The sequence below is a fragment of the Lonepinella sp. BR2271 genome (assembly GCF_051851515.1).
In the GTDB taxonomy this organism is placed as follows: domain Bacteria; phylum Pseudomonadota; class Gammaproteobacteria; order Enterobacterales; family Pasteurellaceae; genus Lonepinella.
Window position 1 is genome coordinate 374,821 of record NZ_JBPDVF010000001.1, and the last position, 21,382, is coordinate 396,202.

22 protein-coding genes are annotated in these 21,382 nt (G+C 40.2%); 17 read left to right on the forward strand and 5 right to left on the reverse strand.

Annotated elements, in window-relative coordinates:
* Positions 1-16 precede the first annotated feature (16 nt).
* The 3 genes from ACTG7X_RS01765 to trhP form a co-directional block, all read right to left on the reverse strand.
* Positions 17-550, reverse strand: a complete 534-nt coding sequence (locus ACTG7X_RS01765) for a sigma-70 family RNA polymerase sigma factor (protein ID WP_439256870.1) — start codon at positions 548-550, stop codon at positions 17-19.
* Positions 551-569: 19 nt separating this feature from the next.
* Positions 570-2,150, reverse strand: a complete 1,581-nt coding sequence (gene prfC, locus ACTG7X_RS01770; protein ID WP_439256831.1) for a peptide chain release factor 3 — start codon at positions 2,148-2,150, stop codon at positions 570-572.
* A 213-nt stretch (positions 2,151-2,363) separates the two neighbouring features.
* Positions 2,364-3,743, reverse strand: coding sequence for a prephenate-dependent tRNA uridine(34) hydroxylase TrhP (trhP, locus tag ACTG7X_RS01775; protein ID WP_386694258.1), 1,380 nt, complete (start codon positions 3,741-3,743; stop codon positions 2,364-2,366).
* A gap of 117 nt (positions 3,744-3,860) precedes the next feature.
* Between trhP and ACTG7X_RS01780 the strand changes: the two genes are divergently transcribed.
* The 4 genes from ACTG7X_RS01780 to ACTG7X_RS01795 all read left to right on the forward strand — a co-directional run bounded on the left by ACTG7X_RS01780 (position 3,861) and on the right by ACTG7X_RS01795 (position 6,832).
* Positions 3,861-4,406: a TorD/DmsD family molecular chaperone gene (locus ACTG7X_RS01780; protein WP_439256832.1), complete on the forward strand. Its 546-nt coding sequence runs from the start codon at positions 3,861-3,863 to the stop codon at positions 4,404-4,406.
* Positions 4,407-4,759: 353 nt separating this feature from the next.
* The gene (gene thiQ, locus ACTG7X_RS01785) at positions 4,760-5,389 is read left to right on the forward strand and encodes a thiamine ABC transporter ATP-binding protein (protein WP_439256833.1); all 630 of its coding nucleotides are present in this window, start codon (positions 4,760-4,762) and stop codon (positions 5,387-5,389) included.
* Positions 5,386-6,387 (forward strand): biotin synthase BioB, encoded by a 1,002-nt coding sequence (gene bioB, locus ACTG7X_RS01790; protein WP_439256834.1) that lies wholly within the window; start codon positions 5,386-5,388, stop codon positions 6,385-6,387. The genes thiQ and bioB overlap by 4 nt, the downstream gene beginning before the upstream one ends.
* 109 nt (positions 6,388-6,496) lie before the next feature.
* Positions 6,497-6,832 (forward strand): hypothetical protein, encoded by a 336-nt coding sequence (locus ACTG7X_RS01795; protein ID WP_439240716.1) that lies wholly within the window; start codon positions 6,497-6,499, stop codon positions 6,830-6,832.
* Positions 6,833-6,888: 56 nt separating this feature from the next.
* On the opposite strand, the gene ACTG7X_RS01800 is transcribed toward ACTG7X_RS01795, so the two are convergent.
* The gene (locus ACTG7X_RS01800) at positions 6,889-7,893 is read right to left on the reverse strand and encodes an ornithine carbamoyltransferase (RefSeq protein ID WP_439256835.1); all 1,005 of its coding nucleotides are present in this window, start codon (positions 7,891-7,893) and stop codon (positions 6,889-6,891) included.
* A 238-nt stretch (positions 7,894-8,131) separates the two neighbouring features.
* On the opposite strand from ACTG7X_RS01800, the gene ACTG7X_RS01805 reads away from it, so the two are divergent.
* The 10 genes from ACTG7X_RS01805 to yciH all read left to right on the forward strand — a co-directional run bounded on the left by ACTG7X_RS01805 (position 8,132) and on the right by yciH (position 16,817).
* Entirely contained in the window at positions 8,132-9,403 is a 1,272-nt protein-coding gene (locus ACTG7X_RS01805) for a hypothetical protein (protein WP_439256836.1), read from the forward strand.
* Positions 9,404-9,430: 27 nt separating this feature from the next.
* Positions 9,431-10,603 (forward strand): hypothetical protein, encoded by a 1,173-nt coding sequence (locus tag ACTG7X_RS01810; RefSeq protein WP_439256837.1) that lies wholly within the window; start codon positions 9,431-9,433, stop codon positions 10,601-10,603.
* Between the two features lie 8 nt (positions 10,604-10,611).
* Positions 10,612-11,151: a hypothetical protein gene (locus ACTG7X_RS01815; RefSeq protein WP_439256838.1), complete on the forward strand. Its 540-nt coding sequence runs from the start codon at positions 10,612-10,614 to the stop codon at positions 11,149-11,151.
* A 114-nt stretch (positions 11,152-11,265) separates the two neighbouring features.
* A complete protein-coding gene (cmk, locus tag ACTG7X_RS01820) occupies positions 11,266-11,943 on the forward strand; it encodes a (d)CMP kinase (RefSeq protein WP_439256839.1) in 678 nt (225 codons plus the stop codon).
* Positions 11,944-12,051: 108 nt separating this feature from the next.
* Entirely contained in the window at positions 12,052-13,701 is a 1,650-nt protein-coding gene (rpsA, locus tag ACTG7X_RS01825; protein ID WP_439256840.1) for a 30S ribosomal protein S1, read from the forward strand.
* 174 nt (positions 13,702-13,875) lie between these two features.
* On the forward strand, positions 13,876-14,157 hold the full coding sequence (locus ACTG7X_RS01830) for an integration host factor subunit beta (RefSeq protein ID WP_439240707.1): 282 nt from the start codon (positions 13,876-13,878) through the stop codon (positions 14,155-14,157).
* A 123-nt stretch (positions 14,158-14,280) separates the two neighbouring features.
* A complete protein-coding gene (locus ACTG7X_RS01835; RefSeq protein ID WP_439256841.1) occupies positions 14,281-14,574 on the forward strand; it encodes a LapA family protein in 294 nt (97 codons plus the stop codon).
* A gap of 2 nt (positions 14,575-14,576) precedes the next feature.
* Entirely contained in the window at positions 14,577-15,770 is a 1,194-nt protein-coding gene (lapB, locus tag ACTG7X_RS01840) for a lipopolysaccharide assembly protein LapB (protein WP_439240701.1), read from the forward strand.
* A gap of 34 nt (positions 15,771-15,804) precedes the next feature.
* Complete coding sequence (gene pyrF / locus ACTG7X_RS01845) at positions 15,805-16,503, forward strand: orotidine-5'-phosphate decarboxylase (RefSeq protein ID WP_439240699.1); 699 nt, start codon at positions 15,805-15,807, stop codon at positions 16,501-16,503.
* Positions 16,503-16,817 carry a stress response translation initiation inhibitor YciH gene (gene yciH, locus ACTG7X_RS01850; RefSeq protein WP_439256842.1) on the forward strand — a complete coding sequence of 105 codons (315 nt, stop codon included), beginning with the start codon at positions 16,503-16,505 and terminating at the stop codon, positions 16,815-16,817. The genes pyrF and yciH overlap by 1 nt, the downstream gene beginning before the upstream one ends.
* Positions 16,818-16,879: 62 nt before the next feature.
* Here the strand turns inward: yciH and ACTG7X_RS01855 are convergent, their stop codons facing one another.
* Positions 16,880-17,224 (reverse strand): SirB2 family protein, encoded by a 345-nt coding sequence (locus ACTG7X_RS01855; protein ID WP_439256843.1) that lies wholly within the window; start codon positions 17,222-17,224, stop codon positions 16,880-16,882.
* A gap of 203 nt (positions 17,225-17,427) precedes the next feature.
* Between ACTG7X_RS01855 and lrp the strand changes: the two genes are divergently transcribed.
* The 3 genes from lrp to lolA are packed head-to-tail and all read left to right on the forward strand — an operon-like array spanning position 17,428 to position 21,311.
* Entirely contained in the window at positions 17,428-17,907 is a 480-nt protein-coding gene (gene lrp / locus ACTG7X_RS01860) for a leucine-responsive transcriptional regulator Lrp (RefSeq protein ID WP_386686649.1), read from the forward strand.
* 1 nt (position 17,908) lies between these two features.
* Positions 17,909-20,668, forward strand: a complete 2,760-nt coding sequence (locus tag ACTG7X_RS01865) for a DNA translocase FtsK (RefSeq protein WP_439256844.1) — start codon at positions 17,909-17,911, stop codon at positions 20,666-20,668.
* Positions 20,669-20,681: 13 nt separating this feature from the next.
* Complete coding sequence (gene lolA, locus ACTG7X_RS01870) at positions 20,682-21,311, forward strand: outer membrane lipoprotein chaperone LolA (RefSeq protein WP_439256845.1); 630 nt, start codon at positions 20,682-20,684, stop codon at positions 21,309-21,311.
* The last annotated feature ends 71 nt before the right edge of the window (positions 21,312-21,382 follow it).

A 21,382-nucleotide genomic window follows, 5' to 3' on the forward strand; every position in this document is an offset into this window, starting at 1 on the left:
GGGTCATCTCTTATTTCTAATGTAATTTATGGGTTAAGCAATGTTGTAGTTGTAATCTGGCACGGTATAGCAAAATATGCAAGTTGCTACTGGTAATATCGACTTCTTGGCAAATATCCTGAGCAGAGTAGTCCAAATATTCTCGCATCATAAACACTCGACTTTGTTTGGCAGGCAAATGGGTTAAACAGGTTTCAAACACCAACCAAAATTCATCAGAATACACCGCACTTTCGGGCAAATTTTCGGGGGAATATTCGGCTTTCCAATGACCATGTTGATCAAAAAAGGAATTATCATTGTCATCATCCACCAAATCGCTTTCCACCACAAAACGATCTTTCTGACGCAAATAGTCAATAATCTTATTTTTCAGAATAGCGAACACCCAAGTTTTCAACGCCGATTGACGTTGAAAATTCTCAATATTTTTCACCGCACTTAACAAGGCCTCTTGCACGATATCTTCCGCTACGGTTTCATCTCGCAGTTGAAGTCGGGCAAATTTCAGCATTTGCTCCCGAATTTCAACTAGCTGTGCAGATTGCATTAAAGAGAGAGTTTGCACATTAATGTTCTCTGGTTTTGAAGAATGTCACATCAGGATAACGTTCCTGAGCCAAATTTAAATTTACCATGGTTGGAGCAATATAGGTTAAATTATCGCCGCCATCTAATGCCAAATTCTGCTCATTTTTGCGTTTAAATTCTTCAAATTTTTTCACATCGCCACATTCCACCCAACGAGCGGTTGCCACGTTGACATTTTCATAAATCGCCTCGACGTTGTATTCAGATTTTAGGCGAGAAACCACCACATCAAACTGCAACACACCCACTGCACCCACGATTAAATCGTTGTTTATTAATGGACGAAACACTTGCACTGCTCCCTCTTCAGAAAGCTGTACTAAGCCTTTGAGTAATTGCTTTTGTTTAAGCGGATCTTTCAAACGAATACGGCGGAACAGTTCAGGGGCGAAGTTTGGAATCCCTGTGAATTTCAGATCTTCTCCTTGGGTAAAGGTATCCCCAATTTGAATGGTACCGTGATTATGCAAACCGATAATATCCCCTGCGTAGGCTTCTTCTGCATGGGTGCGGTCGCCTGCCATAAAAGTCAACGCATCGGAAATCACCACATCTTTACCAAGGCGAACATGACGAAGTTTCATGCCTTTTTCATATTTGCCTGATACCACACGCATAAACGCCACACGGTCACGGTGTTTTGGATCCATATTGGCTTGAATTTTAAACACAAAACCGCTGAATTTTTGTTCCGCACTTTCTACTAAACGAGTGTCGGCTTGTCTTGGCTGCGGAGCCGGCGACCATTGGGTTAGTCCATCTAAGAAATGATCTACACCAAAGTTACCTAACGCTGTACCAAAATAAACTGGGGTTAATTCGCCGTTAATAAACAAGTCGTGATCAAACTCATTGGAGGCACCTTGCACCAGTTCCAATTCATCACGCAACTGTTGAGCCAAATCTTCGCCCACGGTTTGATCTAACTCAGGATTATTTAACCCTTTGATAATACGGACGTCTTGAATGGTATGCCCTTGCCCTGTTTGGTATAAATAGGTTTCATCTTTATATAAATGATACACCCCTTTAAACAGCTTGCCACAACCGATAGGCCAAGTAATCGGTGCACAATGGATTTTCAACACGTTTTCCACTTCGTCCAATAATTCCATTGGGTCACGAATATCACGGTCGAGCTTGTTCATAAAGGTAACAATTGGCGTATCTCGCAATCTTGTGACTTCCATTAATTTAATGGTACGTTCTTCCACCCCTTTGGCACTGTCAATCACCATCAAACAGCTATCCACGGCGGTTAACGTGCGGTAAGTATCTTCCGAGAAATCTTCATGTCCGGGGGTGTCGAGTAAATTCACCAAACAATCGTTGTACGGAAATTGCATAACAGACGTGGTAATCGAAATTCCCCGTTGTTTTTCCATTTCCATCCAGTCGGATTTAGCGTGAGCCTGCGAGCCTTTGCCTTTCACTGAACCTGCGGTTTGAATCGCATTTCCATAGAGTAACACTTTTTCCGTAATGGTGGTTTTCCCCGCATCGGGGTGAGAAATAATCGCAAAAGTGCGACGTTTGTTTACTTGTTGTGGGTAGGTCATTTTTTGTCTGTTTTTGAATAGAGAAAATTAATGGGGTATTGTCGTTGATTTTGGGTAAGGGTGCAAGTGTTAAAACGATTAGAGGGAGCTTGACTAACGAGACAGTTGTTTTTTCTCCGTTTTAATCATTGGAGAGTGGTCGAATTGGATTAATGCTAGAATACTTAAAATGTCGCTTTATCTGGGGAGAAAAAGCGACATTTTTGATAAATATTAATGCGGATTTCTCGTGTTCGTCCCATTTAAATTCCGCATCAACAACCCATAATCTAATTCAATATCTGCCGGTACGTCTAAAAACACAAAATGCCCATCGCCAAGACCGGCTTCAACATTTTCATTTTTGCGGTTTAACATACGTTCGATTTTGAAAACGATATTGCCTTTCGGGGTCATCATTTCCACGGAATCGCCCACTAAGAATTTATTTTTCACCGCCACTTCCGCCATACCTTGATCATTACGTTTACCCGTAAATTCGCCGACAAATTGTTGACGTTCGGAAATGGAGTAGCCGTATTCATAATTTTGATATTCATCGTGGGTGTGTCGGCGTAAGAAACCCTCGGTGTAGCCACGGTGAGCAAGGCTTTCTAAGGTATCCATCAGGCTCTCATCAAACGGTTTGCCTGCCGCCGCATCGTCAATGGCTTTGCGATACACTTGAGCGGTTCTGGCACAGTAATAGAACGATTTTGTTCGTCCTTCGATTTTCAGGGAATGAACGCCTAATTTTGTTAATTGTTCAACATGTTGCACGGCACGCAAATCTTTGGAATTCATAAAATAGGTGCCGTGTTCATCTTCAAAAGCGGTCATTTGCTCATCAGGGCGGTGCGGTTCGGTGTATAAAAATACCTTGTCGGTATGGCTGCCCTCGCCTAAGGTAGGGGCAACATTTTTTACCTCAATTTCAGGTTCAAACTTTTGTACTGCCTCTTTTTCTACGATATTGCCGACCTCGTCAATGGTGCCTTCTTCCATTTTATATTCCCAACGGCAGGCGTTAGTGCAAGTTCCTTGGTTTGGGTCGCGTTTGTTAATGTAACCCGATAGCAAACAACGCCCCGAATACGCCATACATAACGCTCCATGCACGAAAATTTCCAGTTCCATATCAGGCACTTGCTGGCGAATTTCGGCAATTTCATCAAGGGATAATTCACGAGATAAGATCACTCGGGTTAACCCCATTTGTTTCCAGAATTTCACCGTTGCCCAGTTCACCGCATTGGCTTGCACGGAAAGATGAATATCCATGTCAGGGAAATTCTCACGCACCATCATAATTAAACCAGGATCGGACATGATTAACGCATCAGGTTGCATATCCACGACCACTTTTAAATCTTTAATAAAGGTTTTTAATTTGGAATTATGTGGGGCAATATTCACCACCACATAGAATTTTTTGCCAAGAGAATGAGCTTCATCAATGGCAATTTTTAGGTTAGCGTGGTTAAATTCGTTGTTACGCACACGCAAGCTATAACGGGGTTGTCCCGCATAAACGGCATCGGCACCGTAAGCAAAGGCATAACGCATATTTTTTAGCGTGCCAGCAGGGGAAAGTAATTCGGGTTTGAAAGTCATAATAAAATTTTCTCTGAGTACAAGTCAGTAGCTCACGCAAGGTGAACCGTTAAAAGGTGCGGTATTTTAGCAAAAAATATGCTAAAGTGCGGTATAAATTTACAAAGTTTGGAAAAAATGATGGAAAATCTGAATAACTTTTCACTGATCAGCCGTTTATTCGGTAATTTATTTTATCGCTGTCCAACAGATCCGATTTTAACTGGCGTATTTGGTTGGTTGCAACAGGGCGGATTAAGCCAAGTTTGGGCATTGGAAACCGATAAATCCACTCAATCCGCCATTGAAAGCCTGCAAATTCCTTTGGATTTAACTTTGTTAGAGCAAGAATATCAAAAACTATTTGCCAAAGTTGAACTTGCCATTTCGGCGTATGGCGTGGATGTGGCAGAATTTGTGGCATTTCGGCAAGCCCGAGCTATGCCAGAAGTGGAAAGTGCGGATCATTTTGGGTTACTTTTTTTAACCGCTTCTTGGATTGAAGATAACCTAGATTCAGTCGATGCTCAACAGGAATTATTTGAACGCTTTTTATTACCTTGTGCCAGTCAGTTTTTAAACAAAGTGGAAACCCAAGCCAGTTTGCCATTTTATAAGGCATTGGCGTTGTTGTCCCGAGAGATTTTATCAGCAATGGCGGATGAATTGGAAGAAACGGCTTGAAATGTCAAATGAAAGCATTATAATAGAAAAAGGTCGTAGGCAAGTGACTAGCTTGCCTACTTCCTAGCCGTTAGGCTAATTTTTTGATCAAGTCAAGTAGTACATCTAGTACGGTCAATACTTCAATACTACTTGCAATTACTAGTAAAACTAGTAATAAAATCAGAGTAATAATTTCTGATACTTTCACATAAATCACCTCCTTAGTGCTATATTACTAAGGCGACTAGGCGAAGTGCTATTGCGAGTGGCACTTCGCTCGCCCCATAGCACGGCAGAGATTATACATAAACCCCTGTCTATTTGTCTAGGGGTTTATTGTTTTTTATCCATGCAAAAATAATGAGATCATGATGATTACGCTCAACCAACTCAAATTCCAATACAAAACCATGGCAATGCAATTTGATTTACATATTGCTAAAGGCGAAAAAGTGGCGATTGTCGGTGCAAGTGGTGCAGGCAAAAGTACGCTGTTGAATTTAATTGCTGGGTTTGAAATGGCAAATTCAGGTGATATTTATTTAAACGAAGAAAAACATAATACCACTGAACCCTATCAACGTCCTGTTTCCATGCTATTTCAAGAAAATAATGTGTTTCCCCATTTAACGGTTTTTCAAAATATTGCATTTGGGCTAAAAGCTAATTTAAAGTTGGATAATCAACAAGTCCAACTTGTCGAACAGGCAGCAAGTGCGGTAGGATTAAGTGAATTTTTGCAACGAAAACCCACCGCACTTTCGGGTGGACAAAAGCAAAGAGTGGCGTTAGCCCGTTGTTTATTGCGAGATAAACCGATATTATTACTGGACGAACCGTTTTCCGCACTTGATCCGCAATTACGTCAAGAAATGTTGGATCTGTTGCTGAAATTAAGTGATGAAAAAAATATTACCTTATTGATGGTGACACACCAACCTAATGAATTGGTTGGCAAAATTGACCGTGTTATTCAAATTGAAAATGGACTTATAGTATGATTAAGCAACCTTTACAAATTTACTCTATTACTCCCCATAAAACCGCTGAATATTGGTCAGTGTGTAAAGTGGAAGCCTTGTTTGAAACGCCTTTTTTAGAGCTGGTTTTTAAAGCGGCTCAAATTCACCGTGAAAACTTTAATCCGCAAGCCATTCAACTTTCTACCCTCATGTCTATTAAGACAGGTGGTTGTCCAGAAGATTGTCATTATTGTCCACAATCCGCTCGCTATCAAACGGGTGTGCAAAAACAAGATTTATTAGATATTGCCGATATTTTAGAAAAAGCAAAAATCGCTAAATCACGTGGGGCGAGCCGTTTTTGCATGGGGGCAGCGTGGCGTGGACCAAAGCCAAAAGATGTGGCAAAAATTACTGAAATTGTTAAAGCCGTGAAATCCTTAGGGCTGGAAACCTGTGGTACTTTTGGTATGTTAGAAGACGGCATGGCGGAAGACTTAAAACAAGCTGGCTTGGATTACTACAATCATAATCTTGACACTGCCCCTGAGCATTATTCCGAGATTATTGGCACACGCCGTTTTGATGACCGCATGAGTACGCTTGGCAAAGTACGTAAAGCAGGCTTGAAAGTGTGTTGCGGCGGTATTGTGGGGATGAACGAAACTCGCAAAGAGCGTGCAGGATTGATCGCAAGTTTGGCTAATTTAGATCCGCAACCTGAATCTGTGCCAATTAATCAGTTGGTAAAAGTGGAAGGTACGCCGTTGGAAGATGCGGAAGAGCTGGATTGGACTGAATTTGTCCGCACGATTGCGGTAGCTCGTATCACCATGCCACAAAGCTATGTGCGATTGTCCGCTGGTCGTCAGGGAATGAGCGAAGAAATGCAAGCCATGTGCTTTATGGCAGGGGCAAATTCTATTTTCTACGGCGATAAATTACTAGTAACGGAAAATCCTGAAGAAGATGGCGACCAAGTATTGATGGCGAAACTTGATTTAGAACCAGAAACAGCGGAAAATCGGTTGAGATAGGTGAAACTTCTGTTACAATACGCCAGAACAATAGGGCTAATGTTAAACGAATTTCTCATTATGCAATTATTCTTCTTTACTTTTATTTTTTTACTCACAGGAGCAAATAATGAGTTGCAAAATTCATCAAAACCACGAACACGTCCACGGTGAAAACTGCGGTCATACCGCAATTAAACACGGTGATCACGTTGATTATTTACATGACGGTCATTTACACCACGCTCATGGCGAACATTATGACGAGCATTCATTGGATGTAAATGCACAAAATCCAGATGAATGTAATCATCAACACCAATGTGGCGAGCATGTTCATGGTGAAGGTTGTGGACATGAAGCCGTGCCACATGGCGATCACGTGGATTACATTGTGGATGGACGTTTACATCATCAACATGGCGATCACTGTGACGATCACGGTCCTGTTGAGATTGTGAAATAAGCACCATATTTGAAAAAAGCTCAAGGCATTAACCTTGAGCTTTTTTGTCTTCTTTATTAACCCAAACTGGCGACCATCACGGCTTTAATCGTGTGCATACGGTTTTCCGCTTGATCAAACACAATACTGGCAGGGGATTCAAACACATCTTCGGTGACTTCAATGCCATTGGCAAAATCAGGATATTGAGTAGTAATTTCTTTGCCGATTTTAGTTTCGCAATTATGGAATGCTGGCAGGCAGTGCATAAATTTCACTTTTGGATTGCCAGTACGTTGCATTAATTGGCGATTGACTTGATAATCTTTCAATAAATTAATCCGTTCGCCCCAACTTTCCACAGATTCGCCCATAGACACCCAAATATCGGTGTGAATAAAATCCACGCCTTTCACGGCTAAATCAATATCTTCCGTTACGGTAATTCTCGCTCCAGATTGTTGTGCAAATTGTTGACACATTTCAACCAAGCTGTCTTCAGGCAACAAGGCTTTTGGTGCACAAATTCGTACATCCATGCCCAATTTTGCCCCGATTAGCAACAGGGAATTGCCCATATTATTGCGAGCATCGCCAATATACACATAACTAATCTCATTCAGCGGTTTTGAACTATGTTCAATCATGGTTAGGGCATCCGCCAACATTTGGGTAGGATGAAATTCATCGGTTAAACCGTTAAAAACTGGCACGCCTGCATATTCTGCTAATTCATTCACAATGGCTTGGCTAAAACCACGGTATTCAATGGCATCATACATCCGACCTAATACCCGAGCTGTGTCTTTCATGCTTTCTTTATGCCCGATTTGCGAAGATACAGGGTCAATATAAGTCACATTTGCCCCTTGATCATGAGCTGCCACTTCAAAAGCACAGCGAGTGCGAGTAGACGTTTTTTCGAAAATCAAGGCAATATTTTTGCCTTTAAGGCGAGGTTGCTCCGTACCTGTGTATTTGGCAGTTTTGAGCTCCTGAGCAAGTTTAAGTAAAAATTTGATTTCGTCAGTCGTGTGATTCACGAGGCTTAATAGGTGACGGTTTTTGAGATTGAAAGCCATGGGAATTTCCTCTTATTGTGATTTGGATTCATTCTACCTTAAAAACGAAAATTAACAACGCCAGAATTAGGCTTTTGTGATCCAAACAAACTAAGATCCTTTTTGTCCGAAAAAATGCGAAGTTCGGTGTAAAATAGTGTTTTTTTTTACAGTATATAAATTATAATCTCGGACGTGATTTGGGGAGTTTGATCCTTTTTCACATCCTTTCTTTTTATTTTTACAACAGGATCATGATATGAAAATGAAAAAACAGTTTTTTCTCAGCTTAGGGGCTGCACTGGTGTTGGTTGGGTGTGGTGATGATAAATCGGCACTGCAGGATGTGGATTTCCCAACGGAACTGCAAAGCCAAGATTTTTATAGTCAACATTTAGATCAAGCCAAAGCCACTAATCAACAATGTAAGCAAGTTTTAAAAACGAATAAGGAGCGAATAGGTCAACTTTTTGAACAACAACAGCACGAAATAGAGGTGATGGAGAATCCTGAATTAGTATTTGATGTGATTGGATTATATAAAAAACATCATCTTTTTATGGAAAATTGTGCCAATGCCATGGTGGCATTGCTACTTGCCGAGCCTAATTTGCCGAAAACTACCGAGGAATACAATAAGATAAGTTTTTACCATTGGTGGGAGAACAACTATGAGGAAAGTTGGAGGAATAAGAATGACAATGGAGAAAATGGTATTCCAGATTTTAAATACGGCAGTTTGAGCTCTTCTGTTAATGATGGTGATTATCAAGCTATGCGAGTGTATGACTATAAGGAATATAGGGAAAAAGAACTTGAATCCAAATTTGAGGCGGAGAGCAAACGATTGGAACAGGAATATCTCAATCAACAGTTGGAGCATTATCTTCAACTCCTAGAACAAGAATGGGCGAATATTAATTGGCAACAGGGGATTAATAAACTGATAAGTATTAAACCGAATTTGGGGTATGACCTAGATAAGTTTGAAAATCTGCCAACCTTAAAGGAAATCATGTCTGCTTATTTAGCAAAAGAGTACGGTTGGAGATATTTTGATGAAAGGAAATCAACAAGTGATTCTGACAAAAAATATAATAAAGAAAGACGAGATGGGCTATTTCTTAGCGCTCTTTACGTTAAATATTATTACGCTGGCTTAAAAGAACTGTTAGCTAAATCCTACTCGGATTTACTCAAAGACAAAAGCTATTGCCAGTTGGAACAACGAAGTGGTTCTGCTTGTGATGTCTATAAAACAGCGTTACAGCAAAAATGGCAACAGCAAGAGCGTGATTATATGATGAATTTTGATCGCTTAAAAACCGATTTCAATCAATGTGTGGCGAAAATGGAAAATTATATCACGGAGAATAATCTTTCTAAACGTGCCGAAGATCTTTCTGGTCAGCAAATTCGACAGTTGCAAGAAAAGAAAGAGCAAATTTTTCAAGCCTATCCTTGTGATATTACCGAAAGTGCCTTAAAGAAATTAGCACTAGAAGTGGATTACATTAACAAATTAAATTAATCGCTATTGAGAAAACAGGATTCAACTATGTTAAAAATAACATCAACTTTTAAACATCACCGCGTTCAAACATCGCTTATGCTTTCCCTGATGATCAGTGCAGGCTTAACCGCTTGCGGTGAGGAACAAACGGTCAATTTTGGGTTACCGCAAACCGTGGAATCCACAGATTATTATTTACAACATTCCATGGAACGCAGTCTTACTCTTGGTTTATGTATCACAGCAATATCAGAATTAGAAAAGCCATTAAAAAATCCTTATCTTTTACTTGCATTACAAGCCCAAGGGGAAACGAAAGAGGGAGCAAAAGAAAAGTTGGTCCAGCAGTTTAAACAAGAATTTGTCAAATTTGATGAAAATTGTGTGAATGCGGCGAATGCTCAACTCACTTTTTTGAAAGAACCGACTAAATATGAGGGTAATTGTAATTCGAGATTGGATAGTCTTGCGTATGTGTATAAGAACCAAAGTGAGGGGCAGAAATGGTTTTTGGATGGCTCGCAAATACAACGTTTTTTTACTGAGCATCCAAGAAAGGATTTGCCTGATTATGATCAATGTGAAGAAATAAAAAATCCAAAGAAAATTTCTCAATCAGATCAAGAACAGCAAACGATTATCAACGATCTTAAAAAACGTGCAGAGGAATACGATAAATTGCCGTGGCAACAAGCAGTGAGAGAATTAGTGCCTAATGAGAAAGTCCATCGTTTTTTTAGTCTTGATGGGAAAACGACATTTGATGATTATTTGAGTGGCAAAGAGCATATTTCTAAAAAAAATGAAATGGATAAGGCACTTTATCTTAAATATGCCCAAACAGGCATTGCCGAATTGCGAAAACTCTCTTTTGAGGAGTTAGCCAACACGGAAAAAGATTGTGCCACGGATAAACGGGTATATTCCGTTTGTTGGTTGCGTAATGAAGTGTTGAAAGAAAAAGAACAGCAAATGGTGCAAGAGTTTGTAAATCAACCCGATAAGCTGAAACAAACCTACAATGAACAATGTGCAGGCAAATTGTTGGCGTTTGTGGCAGAACAGGGCGTGACCGATTTTAATCAGGTCGAACAGGAAAAAGTCAACCTGATTAAAGCCAAAGAAAGCGAAATTTTTGAGGCACATCCTTGTTCCGTTGTGGAACAAGCCTTTGATAAATTGGGTGTCCGTGTGAATCATTACCAAAAATTAGATTAGGAGAAAAAATGGAAAAATTCACGCAATTTAAACAATGGCTAGAGAAGTTTATGCAATCGGAAACCTTCCAAAAGCTGTTGGAAAAACTGAAAGGCATTTTCACGCCAGTGGTTACTCAAGTGAAACAATCGGCGGAAACCAATAATTTGTTACGCAAATTGGTCAACCTTGTCAGTCAGCATAAAATCATTACTGCCGTGGTTGCTACTGCGGTGGTGATCGCCCCGAGTTTTGTCGGCACATCTAGCTCTAAAATAGAGTATCCAGTGGAATGTCAAGGTCTTAAATTGTATTACACAGATATGAATAATTTCACTGCTTTGCGAAGATTGATATATGATGAGGATCCAAGTCTTCTTTTATCGAAATATGGTCGTATTATAGAGCCCACCAAACATTATAGCGTAGAGTATACTAGTGAAAATTTGGTTAAACTTTATCAAGCACATTATGAAAAACTTGCACAAAGCTCACCAGCTTCTCTCAACATATTTGTCGAAAATATTAAACAGGATTGTAAAGATCGGCGGGAAAATAGAGTTTGGTAATTGAACAAAGGGCGTATCAGTAAAAAATACGCCCTTGTTTTTTGGTTCTCGCCTTGAGATTAGTCATAAAATGGCAGATAATGAATGCAATTATTTCAGACAGGAAAGAGAATCATGGAAAATATGATTATCACCGTCGATGGCCCAAGCGGTGCAGGCAAAGGCACGCTTTGTTATGCCTTGGCGGAAAAATTGGGCTTTGCCTTATTGGACAGTGGAGCGATTTATCGAGTCACGGCATTGGCTGCCCTTAAAAGTGCGGTGGATTTAGCGGATGAATTGGCATTAGCAGATTTGGCTCGTCATTTAGATATTCAATTTTTACCCGAGAATGGCGAAGTGAGTATTTTGTTAAATGGCGAAAATGTCAGTGGTCAGATTAGAACCCAAGAAGTGGCGGATGCGGCTTCTAAAGTCGCTGTTTTTCCGCAAGTTCGCACCGCACTTTTGCAGTTGCAACAAGACTTTGCTCAACAAGGGAAAGGTTTGATCGCTGATGGGCGTGATATGGGGACAGTGGTGTTCCCCAATGCTCAAGTGAAGCTGTTTTTAGATGCAAGTAGCGAAGAAAGAGCAAAAAGACGATTTAAACAGTTGCAAAATAAAGGAATTAATGGTAACTTTGCACAGATTTTAGCCGAGATTCAAGATCGTGACTTTCGGGATAGAAATCGAGCAGTTGCACCACTGAAACCAGCAGACGATGCGTTGTTATTAGACAGTACGACATTGTCCATTGATGAAGTGATTTTGCAAGCGTTGGATTATATTCATCAGAAAGTGAAAAGCTAATTTCAAATATATTTTTCGGTTTATTCAAGGATGGATAGACTTTTATTATCAACCCCACTTGTTACGGATTTTAAGTGGATGTTATTAACTTATTAAAGAAGATTAATTATGTCAGAATCTTTCGCTCAACTCTTTGAAGAATCATTAAATAACCTTGAAACTCGTTTAGGCTCAATCGTTAAAGGTCACGTTGTGGCTATCGAAAAAGGCTTTGTTTACGTGGATGCAGGTTTAAAATCTGAAGCACGTATTCCAGCTGAAGAGTTCACTAACGCTCAAGGTGAAGTTGAGGTTAAAATTGGCGACGTAGTAAACGTTGCATTAGATGCAGTTGAAGACGGTTACGGTGAAACTAAACTTTCTCGTGAGAAAGCGGTACGTCACGAATCTTGGATCGAATTAGAAAAAGCATTCGAAGCACAAGCCAGCGTGATCGGTTTAGTGAATGGTAAAGTGAAAGGCGGTTTCACGGTTGAATTAAACGGTGTGCGTGCGTTCTTACCAGGTTCATTAGTAGATACTCGTCCAACTCGTGATGCAGATCATTTACTCGGTAAAGAAGTAGAATTCAAAGTTATCAAATTAGATCAAAAACGTAACAACGTGGTGGTTTCACGTCGTGCGGTGATCGAATCTGAAAGCAATCAAGATCGTGATGAAGTATTAGCGAATCTTGCCGAAGGTGCAGAAGTTAAAGGTGTAGTTAAAAACTTAACTGAGTACGGTGCATTCGTTGACTTAGGCGGTGTGGATGGTTTATTACACATCACAGATATGGCGTGGAAACGTGTTAAACACCCAGGCGAAATCGTGAATGTAGGTGATGAAATCACGGTTAAAGTCTTGAAATTTGACAAAGATCGTACTCGTGTATCTTTAGGCTTAAAACAATTAGGTCAAGATCCTTGGGCGGCAATCGCTGAAAATCACCCAGTGAACAGCAAATTAACCGGTAAAGTGACTAACTTAACCGACTACGGCTGTTTCGTGGAAATTTTAGATGGTGTTGAAGGTTTAGTTCACGTTTCAGAAATGGATTGGACGAACAAAAACATTCACCCATCTAAAGTTGTCAGCCTTGGTGATGTTGTTGAAGTGATGGTGTTAGAAATTGACGAAGAACGTCGTCGTATTTCTTTAGGCTTAAAACAATGCAAACCAAACCCATGGTTACAATTCGCTGATACGCACAACAAAGGCGACAAAGTTGAAGGTAAAATCAAATCAATCACTGATTTCGGTATCTTCATCGGTCTTGAAGGTGGTATCGATGGTTTAGTTCACTTGTCTGACATTTCTTGGAATGTACAAGGTGAAGAAGCCGTTCGTCAATACAAAAAAGGTGACGAAGTGGCCGCGGTTGTGTTACAAGTAGATTCAGCGAAAGAACGTATCTCTTTAGGTATCAAACAACTTGAATCTGATCCATTCAACAACTTCTTAGCGGATACCAAAAAAGGTGCAGTAGTTTCTGCAACAGTGCTTGAAGCTGACAGCAAAGGTGCTAAAGTTGAGTTAGCTGGTGGCGTGGAAGGTTATATCCGTGCATCTGACTTAACCAACGAAGTAGCAGCTGGTGATGTAGTTGAAGCTAAATACACAGGTGTAGATCGTAAATCTCGTATCGTTCACTTATCTGTGAAAGCGAAAGATCAAGCTGAAGAAGCCGCAGCCGTAGCAAGCGTAAATAGCAAACAAGAAGAAGTGGCTATTCCTAATGCGATGGCAGCCGCATTTGCACAAGCGAAAGGCGAATAATTTATTCGCATAAATAAAACTGGCGTGTTTAGGCACGCCAGTGATTAAAAAATTAAGTATTTTGCACCGCACTTTTTCGTTTCTAAAAGCGAAGCTACGTAAAGTAAAACCACGTATGTATTTTAATTTAGAATAATTACGTTGTTTTATTGGCTCAAAAACAAGGAATAAATTATGACAACCAAATCAGAACTTATCGACACATTAATTGAAAAACACCCATCTCTTGCAGTGAAAACCGTTGAAAATTCAGTAAAAGAGATTTTAGAACAGCTTTCGCAAACCTTAGAAAATGGTAATCGTATTGAAGTGCGTGGTTTTGGTAGCTTTTCATTGCATTGCCGTCAACCAAGAGTAGGACGCAATCCAAAAACGGGCGAAAGCGTGAAATTACAAGCAAAATGTGTACCGCACTTTAAAGTGGGTAAAGAATTAAAAGAGCGTGTTGATCAATAATTTGATTGCTCGGCGTAAATATATTAAAACGACACAATTTATGTGTCGTTTTTTGTAGTGATTTTTGGCATAATACAGGTAAATGCGTTTTTAACTCGAGTATTTACATCAGGGAGAAGTATCATGTTTAAATACCTTTTAGGATTGGTGGTCGTGATTGCGGTGATTTTGGTTGCGATTACGGTGGGGGCGAATAACGATCAAGTGATTACCTTTAACTATATTGTGGCTGAAAGTGAGTTTAAACTTTCTACTTTAGTGGCGATATTATTTGGTTTAGGTTTGATTCTTGGTTGGTTAATTACAGGGATTTTTTATCTTCGCATTAAAATCAAAAATATGGCTTTATCTCGTCAAATTAAACGCCAAACTCAGCAAATTAACGAGTTGACATCAAGTCTGAAAAAGGCTGAATAAGCATGATTGAATTACTTTTCCTGCTCTTGCCGATTGCCGCCGCTTATGGTTGGTATATGGGGCATCGTAGTGCCAAAAAAGATCAGGAAGAAGTGAGTAATAAATTCTCCCGAGACTATGTGACAGGGATGAATTTTTTATTATCCAATCAAACCGAAAAAGCGGTGGACTTGTTTTTAGAAATGCTGCAAAAGCAAGAAACCGAAAACGATATTGAACACCGCTCCCAATTTGAAGCTGAACTCACCTTAGGCAACTTATTTCGCTCTCGTGGTGAAGTGGATCGGGCCTTACGTATTCATCAGGCCTTAGATCGTAGCCCTAATTATTCTTTTGAGCAGAAATTATTAGCGAAACAGCAATTAGCCAAAGATTTTATGTCTGTGGGTTTTTTTGATCGGGCAGAAAATTTGTATATTGTGTTGGTGGATGAACCTGAATTTGCCAGTGGGGCATTGCAACAATTAGCCATTATTTATCAAAAAACCAAAGAATGGAAAAAAGCCATTAACGTGGCGGAAAAATTAGCGAAAATTGAGCCTAAAACGGATAATATTGAATTGGCACAATTTTATTGTGAGTATGCGAATTTATTACCGGCAGACAGCAAAGAAAATCCGAAAGGTTTACTCGAGCAAGCCTTAGCCGTATCGCCTAATTGTGTGCGTGCGTCCATGATGTTGGGGAAATGGTATATTCAGCAAAACGATTTCAAAAGTGCGGTGAAAATTTTAGAAAATGTGCTGAATCAAAATGCGGATTATGTGGGGGAAGTGTTACCCCAGCTCAAAGATTGCTATCAGCAATTAGGTTTACTGGACAATTTTGAACTCTTTTTAGTGCGAGCGAGCCAACTTAGTGCAAATGCCAGCGTGGATTTAGCTTTAGCGGATGTGATCGAACAAAAAGATAGCCGTGCTACCGCACAAAGCAAAGTCTATCAAAAAATTGGCACCAATCCGAATATGTTTTTATTTCATCGTTTTATTCAGTATCAAATTGATGATGCAGAAACAGGGCGTGCTAAAGATAGTCTAGTGTTATTGCATAAAATGGTCGGTGAGCATATTAAACAAGGTTTTGATTATCGTTGCACCAACTGTGGCTATCAAAGCCATAAGTTAATGTGGTGTTGCCCATCTTGTCGCCAGTGGGAAAAGGTTAAGCCAATTCGTGGCATTGAATTTCCAAATTAATCAAGCATTCAACTCATCAAGTAAGGAAGTGAATATGGACAGCAAAATTATTGTGGCATTAGATTATGAAAATGAATCCGATGCGTTAAACTTGGTGGATCAAATTGATCCAAGTCTTTGTCGTCTAAAATTAGGTAAAGAAATGTTTACCAGTTTAGGCACCAATTTTCTGAAACAATTACATCAACGTAAATTTGAGGTGTTTTTAGATTTAAAATATCACGATATTCCAAATACCGTGGCTCGAGCGGTGCGTTCAGCGGCTGACTTAGGTGTGTGGATGGTGGATTTACATGCCAGTGGTGGCTTGCGTATGATGGAAGAGGCCAAAAATATTCTTGAACCTTACGGTAAAGATGCTCCTTTATTAATCGGTGTGACCGTATTAACCAGTATGGAAGATTTGGATCTGTTACAAATTGGCATTAACGCCTCGCCGTTAGAACAAGTGATTCGTTTAGCCCATTTAACTCAACGTGCAGGCTTAGACGGTGTCGTTTGTTCACCGCAAGAAGTGGAAATTTTACGCAAAAACTGCGGTGAGCATTTTAAATTAGTGACACCGGGGATTCGTCCTGTGGGCAGTGAATTTGGCGATCAACGCCGAGTCATGACACCTGCGGCGGCCGTGGGTGCGGGGGCGGATTATTTAGTGATTGGTCGTCCGATTACCCAAGCAGATAAGCCGGCAGATGTATTGCGTGCTATTAATGCGTCATTGGCAAATTTATAATGAGCGAGCTAGTTTATTCCACCGAAGTTGGGCGGATTAAAGCGGATAAACCTAAAGCTGAACGTCCAAAAGGGGATGGCGTTGTACGTATTCAACGCCAAACCAGTGGCCGTAAAGGGGCTGGCGTTTGTGTGATTACTGGCTTGGATTTATCAGATGATGATCTAAAAAAGATGACGGCCGAACTGAAGAAACGTTGTGGTTGTGGTGGATCTGTCAAAGATGGACACATTGAAATCCAAGGCGATAAGCGAGATTTACTGAAACAGTTATTAGAACTGAAAGGCTTTATGGTGAAACTGTCTGGTGGCTAGGCTTTTAAAAGATTGAAAATTTAACCGCACTTTCCTTTATGGAACAGTGCGGTTTTGTCATATTAATGAGAATATCCTAAGAACATTGCTCCCAATAAACACAATACACCGAATACGAAGAACAGTGGATTTGGGTTGTTGACTTTTTTGCCAAAGAATTTCACTGCACTAAATACGTAGCCAGCAAAACAGGCGAGTTTGGCAATTTTCCAAGCTGAAATACCAAAGCTAAAGAAGAAAAATAATGCGGTTGCCAGTAAAACTGTGTCTGAAATGTGCGGTAAAATTTTTAATGGTTTTACAGCTCGCCAGTCTTTGCCTGACAGTTGCATTGCTCCACGGATCACAAATAATAATAAACTTAAATAAGCACAAATAACGTGCATGGTTACAATTGTTGATAACATTTTTCACTCCAAATAAAGATGGACATTATAGAGAAAGCATAAAAAACGGTCAAATATTAATTAGATCTGTAGCAACTTAATGATTAAACCAAATAAAAACCATAAAGTGCGTTATTTTTTACTGAATTTTATCTAATTTACTGTTATATTAAGATATTGACTGTTAATTGACAGAATTTTATTCTTTTTATGGGGTGCTTTATATGGATAAAAAATTAGTTAAGCCTTTTGATGCCATTGATATTAAAATTCTAGATGAATTACAGCGTAATGGCAAAATCTCCAATATTGATTTATCTAAGAAAGTAGGACTTTCGCCAACACCTTGTTTAGAACGTGTAAAACGTTTGGAAAAACAAGGCGTTATTATGGGCTATCGTGCTTTGCTCAATCCCGAATTATTAGAGGCCCCTTTGTTAGTGATTGTGGAAATTACGCTTGTGCGTGGTAAGCCAGATGTATTTGAAGAATTTAATGATGCGGTGCAATTATTGGATGATATTCAAGAATGTTATCTGGTCTCGGGCGATTTTGACTATCTGCTTAAAACCAGAGTAGCGGATATGTCCGCCTATCGTAAATTACTTGGCACCACCTTATTACGCCTACCCGGTGTGAATGATACACGTACCTTTGTGGTGATGGAAGAAGTCAAACAAACCAATTTTTTACAATTAAAATAATATGATTAGAAAAATAACAGACGGCTTTTCACCAACCCATTATTTGGTGGAAGTTTTATTTGGATTGACCGCACTTTTCGGCTTTTATTTGATTATTGCATGGTCGAGTTATAGCCCCTTTGATAACGCTTGGTCCGTGGTGAGCTATCAAGATGAGGTGATCAACAAAGCAGGGCGTTTAGGCGCTTGGGTGATTGACCTCTTTTTTGTGCTATTTGGCTATGTGGGGCATTTATTACCTTTCTTACTCTGTATTGCCCCGATTTATTTTATTCGTACTAAACGAGTAGATAGCCTGACTTGGACACGTTTTTCCTTACGTATGTTTGGTTTTGTTCTTTTAATGCTTGGCTTGACGGCATTGTCTGCCATGTTACTCCCGCATACGAGCGATCATTTAGCCGGCGGTGTACTCGGTGGCGTGTTGGCGAAATATATGCTCCCATTATTGGGTAAGTTTGGTTTACTCCTGTTTGGCGTTCTGTTCAGTATTTTAGGGTTTATTTTTTGTTCTGGCGCCTCCTTGATTCGTTTAGTGGTACGTTTTTATAACTGGTTAACGGTGAAAAATGAGGAACCTGTTGAGGAAATAACCGCAGAAAATGAAGAAGAACTGAACGACATTTCTGTTCAAGCCTCGGCACCTCAAGAGGAAGATAATACTGAAATAGAAACAGTGCAGCCGATCCATATTTCGGGTTTAGGTGAAAGCGTGACGGATCCACAACATACGCAAACAGCGTACGAGGACACCACGGCGGGTTTTGTGGGAGATGATGTATTTAAGCCGATTGAATTTGAAAACCCAACTTTACCTGAAGTGAAAATTGCCCAACCGAATGGTGTAGAAACAACGGAGAGCAATGTTGTATTACCCTCCCAAGTGACAAAAGATGACAACATCAATCGACCCGATTTCTTAACGGAAAATGGGTTAAATGTGACATTGCCGCAAGAAACGCCGACACCGGTGATACCAGAAGTTAAGCTGACACCAGCGAAACCGTTAATGCCAATTGAAAATGAGGGATTAGACGATCTTTCTGCCGAATTAGCCGAACAGTTTGCTCAACAAGAGGCGGAAAAAGAACAGCAACGTTTAGCTCAAGAACGGCAGTTAAATGTGCATTTAGCGAATCAGCCAGATGATATTTCTATTGAAGTAGAAGAGGCAGAAGAAGCTGAAGAAGAAAAAATGCAAAATGGTTTGCGTACGATTCCGATTGATAAATTGGTGGAATTATATGGCGATCATACGCCTAAAGAAAAACCCACTACCGATTTACCTTTGTTAGATTTGTTAGATAAACGGGTGATACAAGCCCAAGATATTTCGGAACAACAAATTTTCGATACCTCAAAACGGATTGAGCAACAATTACAGAATTTTAAAATCAAAGCCACGGTCAAAGATGTGTTAGTCGGGCCAGTGGTCACGCGTTATGAACTGGAATTATTACCGGGTGTCAAAGCCTCCGCCGTCAGTCGAATTGATACGGATTTGGCTCGTGCATTGATGTTTAAAGCCATTCGGGTCACGGAAAGTATTCCGGGTAAACCTTATATTGGTATTGAAACCCCTAACGAAAAACGCCAGATCGTACCATTACGAGATGTGTTAGACAGTGACGAGTTCCGCAATAGTAAAGCCTTATTGCCAATGGCATTAGGCAAAGATATTAGCGGTACGCCGATTGTGATTGATTTAGCCAAAACGCCGCATTTATTGGTGGCGGGTTCCACGGGATCAGGAAAATCGGTTGGGATTAACACCATGATTTTAAGTTTGCTGTTCAGAGTAAAACCTGAAGAGGTCAAATTTATTATGATCGACCCGAAAGTGGTGGAATTGTCCATCTATAACGATATTCCGCATTTATTAACCGAAGTCGTGACGGACATGAAGAAAGCTGCCAATGCGTTGCGTTGGTGTGTGGATGAAATGGAACGTCGTTATCAACTGTTGTCACAACTACGAGTGCGAAATATTGAGGGCTTTAATGAACGCCTTGATAGCTACCGTGAACAAGGTATCGGCATTCCCGATCCGCTTTGGAAACCCGGTGATACGTTAGACAGCACAGCCCCATTATTAGAACGAATGAACTATATCGTTGTCATAGTGGATGAATTTGCCGATTTAATGATGCAAGTGGGTAAACAGATCGAAGAATTAATTGCTCGTTTAACCCAAAAAGCTCGTGCCGTGGGGATTCATGTGATTTTGGCCACCCAACGTCCGTCGGTAGATGTCATTACGGGGTTGATTAAATCCAATATCCCAAGCCGTATTGCCTTTACCGTGGTACAACGTAATGACTCTCGTACCATTCTCGATCAAAATGGTGCAGAGGCGTTGTTGGGTATGGGAGATATGCTTTATTTGGGGAATGGCACCACGGATTTAGTGCGAGTGCATGGCGCCTATATGTCGGATGATGAAGTGTCCCGAGTGGCGGATGACTGGCGAGCCAGAGGTAAACCGAATTATATTTCGTCGATTTTAGAAAGTGCTGAGGATAATGAGGGCGGAGAGGATGACGGATTTTCCACCAGTAGCGAAGAATTGGATCCGCTGTTTGACAAAGCCGTTGAGATCGTGGTGAACACAGGCATGACTTCTACATCCTTTATTCAACGTCGTTTAAAAATTGGTTTTAACCGTGCGGCAAATTTAATGGATCAACTGGAAGAACAAGGTATTGTATCCGAAATGCGTAACGGTAAACGTGAATTATTGGCACGCACGCCGGATTATTAAAAAGGAAAGTAAAATGAAAAAAATATCACAAAAAATCACCGCACTGTTGGCTTTTGCCTTGGCGACGCCTTTTGCGTTGGCGGACGCGGCGAGTGAATTACAATCACGTTTGCAAAAAGTGCAAATGTTCAGTGCCGAATTTAATCAAAATGTGAGTTCTGCCAATGGTAAACAAGTGCAACAGGGTTCGGGTAAATTGCAAATTAAACGCCCTAATTTATTCCGTATGGATACCCAAGCACCGCAAGAAAGCCAAATTATTTCTGACGGTAAAACCCTATGGTTCTACGATCCTTTTGTGGAACAAGTGACCGCTAATTGGGTTACTGAAGCCGTGAATAATACGCCGTTTGTGTTATTAACCAGCAATGATAACAGCCATTGGCAACAATATACGGTGGTGCAAAATGCCGATACTTTTGTGTTAAAACCGAAAGCGAAAAATAGCAATATTAAACAATTTGATGTGCGAATTGACGGAAATGGCATATTGAAAGGATTTAGTACCATTGAAAAAGATGGTCAATCCAATCTTTATATTTTACGCAATATTCGTAATGATAATATTGCTGATATGGTGTTCCAATTTAGCGTACCGAAAGGGGCTGAATTTGATGATCAGCGCAATAAAAAGAAAAAATAATATTTTGATAACAACATCGACATCATGTAGGGGCGTATTGCATACGCCCTTTATTGCCATATAAAGGATGG

What these genes read in the sequence shown, in the direction of transcription:
- ACTG7X_RS01765 (WP_439256870.1), bottom strand. Translation starts at nt 550, where the DNA reads ATGCAATCTGCACAGCTAGTTGAAATTCGGGAGCAAATGCTGAAATTT.
- pyrF (WP_439240699.1), top strand. Translation starts at nt 15,805, where the DNA reads ATGGACAGCAAAATTATTGTGGCATTAGATTATGAAAATGAATCCGAT.
- ACTG7X_RS01810 (WP_439256837.1), top strand. Translation starts at nt 9,431, where the DNA reads ATGTTAAAAATAACATCAACTTTTAAACATCACCGCGTTCAAACATCG.
- ACTG7X_RS01835 (WP_439256841.1), top strand. Translation starts at nt 14,281, where the DNA reads ATGTTTAAATACCTTTTAGGATTGGTGGTCGTGATTGCGGTGATTTTG.
- thiQ (WP_439256833.1), top strand. Translation starts at nt 4,760, where the DNA reads ATGATTACGCTCAACCAACTCAAATTCCAATACAAAACCATGGCAATG.
- rpsA (WP_439256840.1), top strand. Translation starts at nt 12,052, where the DNA reads ATGTCAGAATCTTTCGCTCAACTCTTTGAAGAATCATTAAATAACCTT.
- ACTG7X_RS01865 (WP_439256844.1), top strand. Translation starts at nt 17,909, where the DNA reads ATGATTAGAAAAATAACAGACGGCTTTTCACCAACCCATTATTTGGTG.
- lrp (WP_386686649.1), top strand. Translation starts at nt 17,428, where the DNA reads ATGGATAAAAAATTAGTTAAGCCTTTTGATGCCATTGATATTAAAATT.
- lolA (WP_439256845.1), top strand. Translation starts at nt 20,682, where the DNA reads ATGAAAAAAATATCACAAAAAATCACCGCACTGTTGGCTTTTGCCTTG.
- yciH (WP_439256842.1), top strand. Translation starts at nt 16,503, where the DNA reads ATGAGCGAGCTAGTTTATTCCACCGAAGTTGGGCGGATTAAAGCGGAT.
- cmk (WP_439256839.1), top strand. Translation starts at nt 11,266, where the DNA reads ATGGAAAATATGATTATCACCGTCGATGGCCCAAGCGGTGCAGGCAAA.
- ACTG7X_RS01800 (WP_439256835.1), bottom strand. Translation starts at nt 7,893, where the DNA reads ATGGCTTTCAATCTCAAAAACCGTCACCTATTAAGCCTCGTGAATCAC.
- ACTG7X_RS01795 (WP_439240716.1), top strand. Translation starts at nt 6,497, where the DNA reads ATGAGTTGCAAAATTCATCAAAACCACGAACACGTCCACGGTGAAAAC.
- ACTG7X_RS01780 (WP_439256832.1), top strand. Translation starts at nt 3,861, where the DNA reads ATGATGGAAAATCTGAATAACTTTTCACTGATCAGCCGTTTATTCGGT.
- bioB (WP_439256834.1), top strand. Translation starts at nt 5,386, where the DNA reads ATGATTAAGCAACCTTTACAAATTTACTCTATTACTCCCCATAAAACC.
- ACTG7X_RS01855 (WP_439256843.1), bottom strand. Translation starts at nt 17,224, where the DNA reads ATGTTATCAACAATTGTAACCATGCACGTTATTTGTGCTTATTTAAGT.
- ACTG7X_RS01815 (WP_439256838.1), top strand. Translation starts at nt 10,612, where the DNA reads ATGGAAAAATTCACGCAATTTAAACAATGGCTAGAGAAGTTTATGCAA.
- ACTG7X_RS01805 (WP_439256836.1), top strand. Translation starts at nt 8,132, where the DNA reads ATGAAAATGAAAAAACAGTTTTTTCTCAGCTTAGGGGCTGCACTGGTG.
- prfC (WP_439256831.1), bottom strand. Translation starts at nt 2,150, where the DNA reads ATGACCTACCCACAACAAGTAAACAAACGTCGCACTTTTGCGATTATT.
- trhP (WP_386694258.1), bottom strand. Translation starts at nt 3,743, where the DNA reads ATGACTTTCAAACCCGAATTACTTTCCCCTGCTGGCACGCTAAAAAAT.
- lapB (WP_439240701.1), top strand. Translation starts at nt 14,577, where the DNA reads ATGATTGAATTACTTTTCCTGCTCTTGCCGATTGCCGCCGCTTATGGT.
- ACTG7X_RS01830 (WP_439240707.1), top strand. Translation starts at nt 13,876, where the DNA reads ATGACAACCAAATCAGAACTTATCGACACATTAATTGAAAAACACCCA.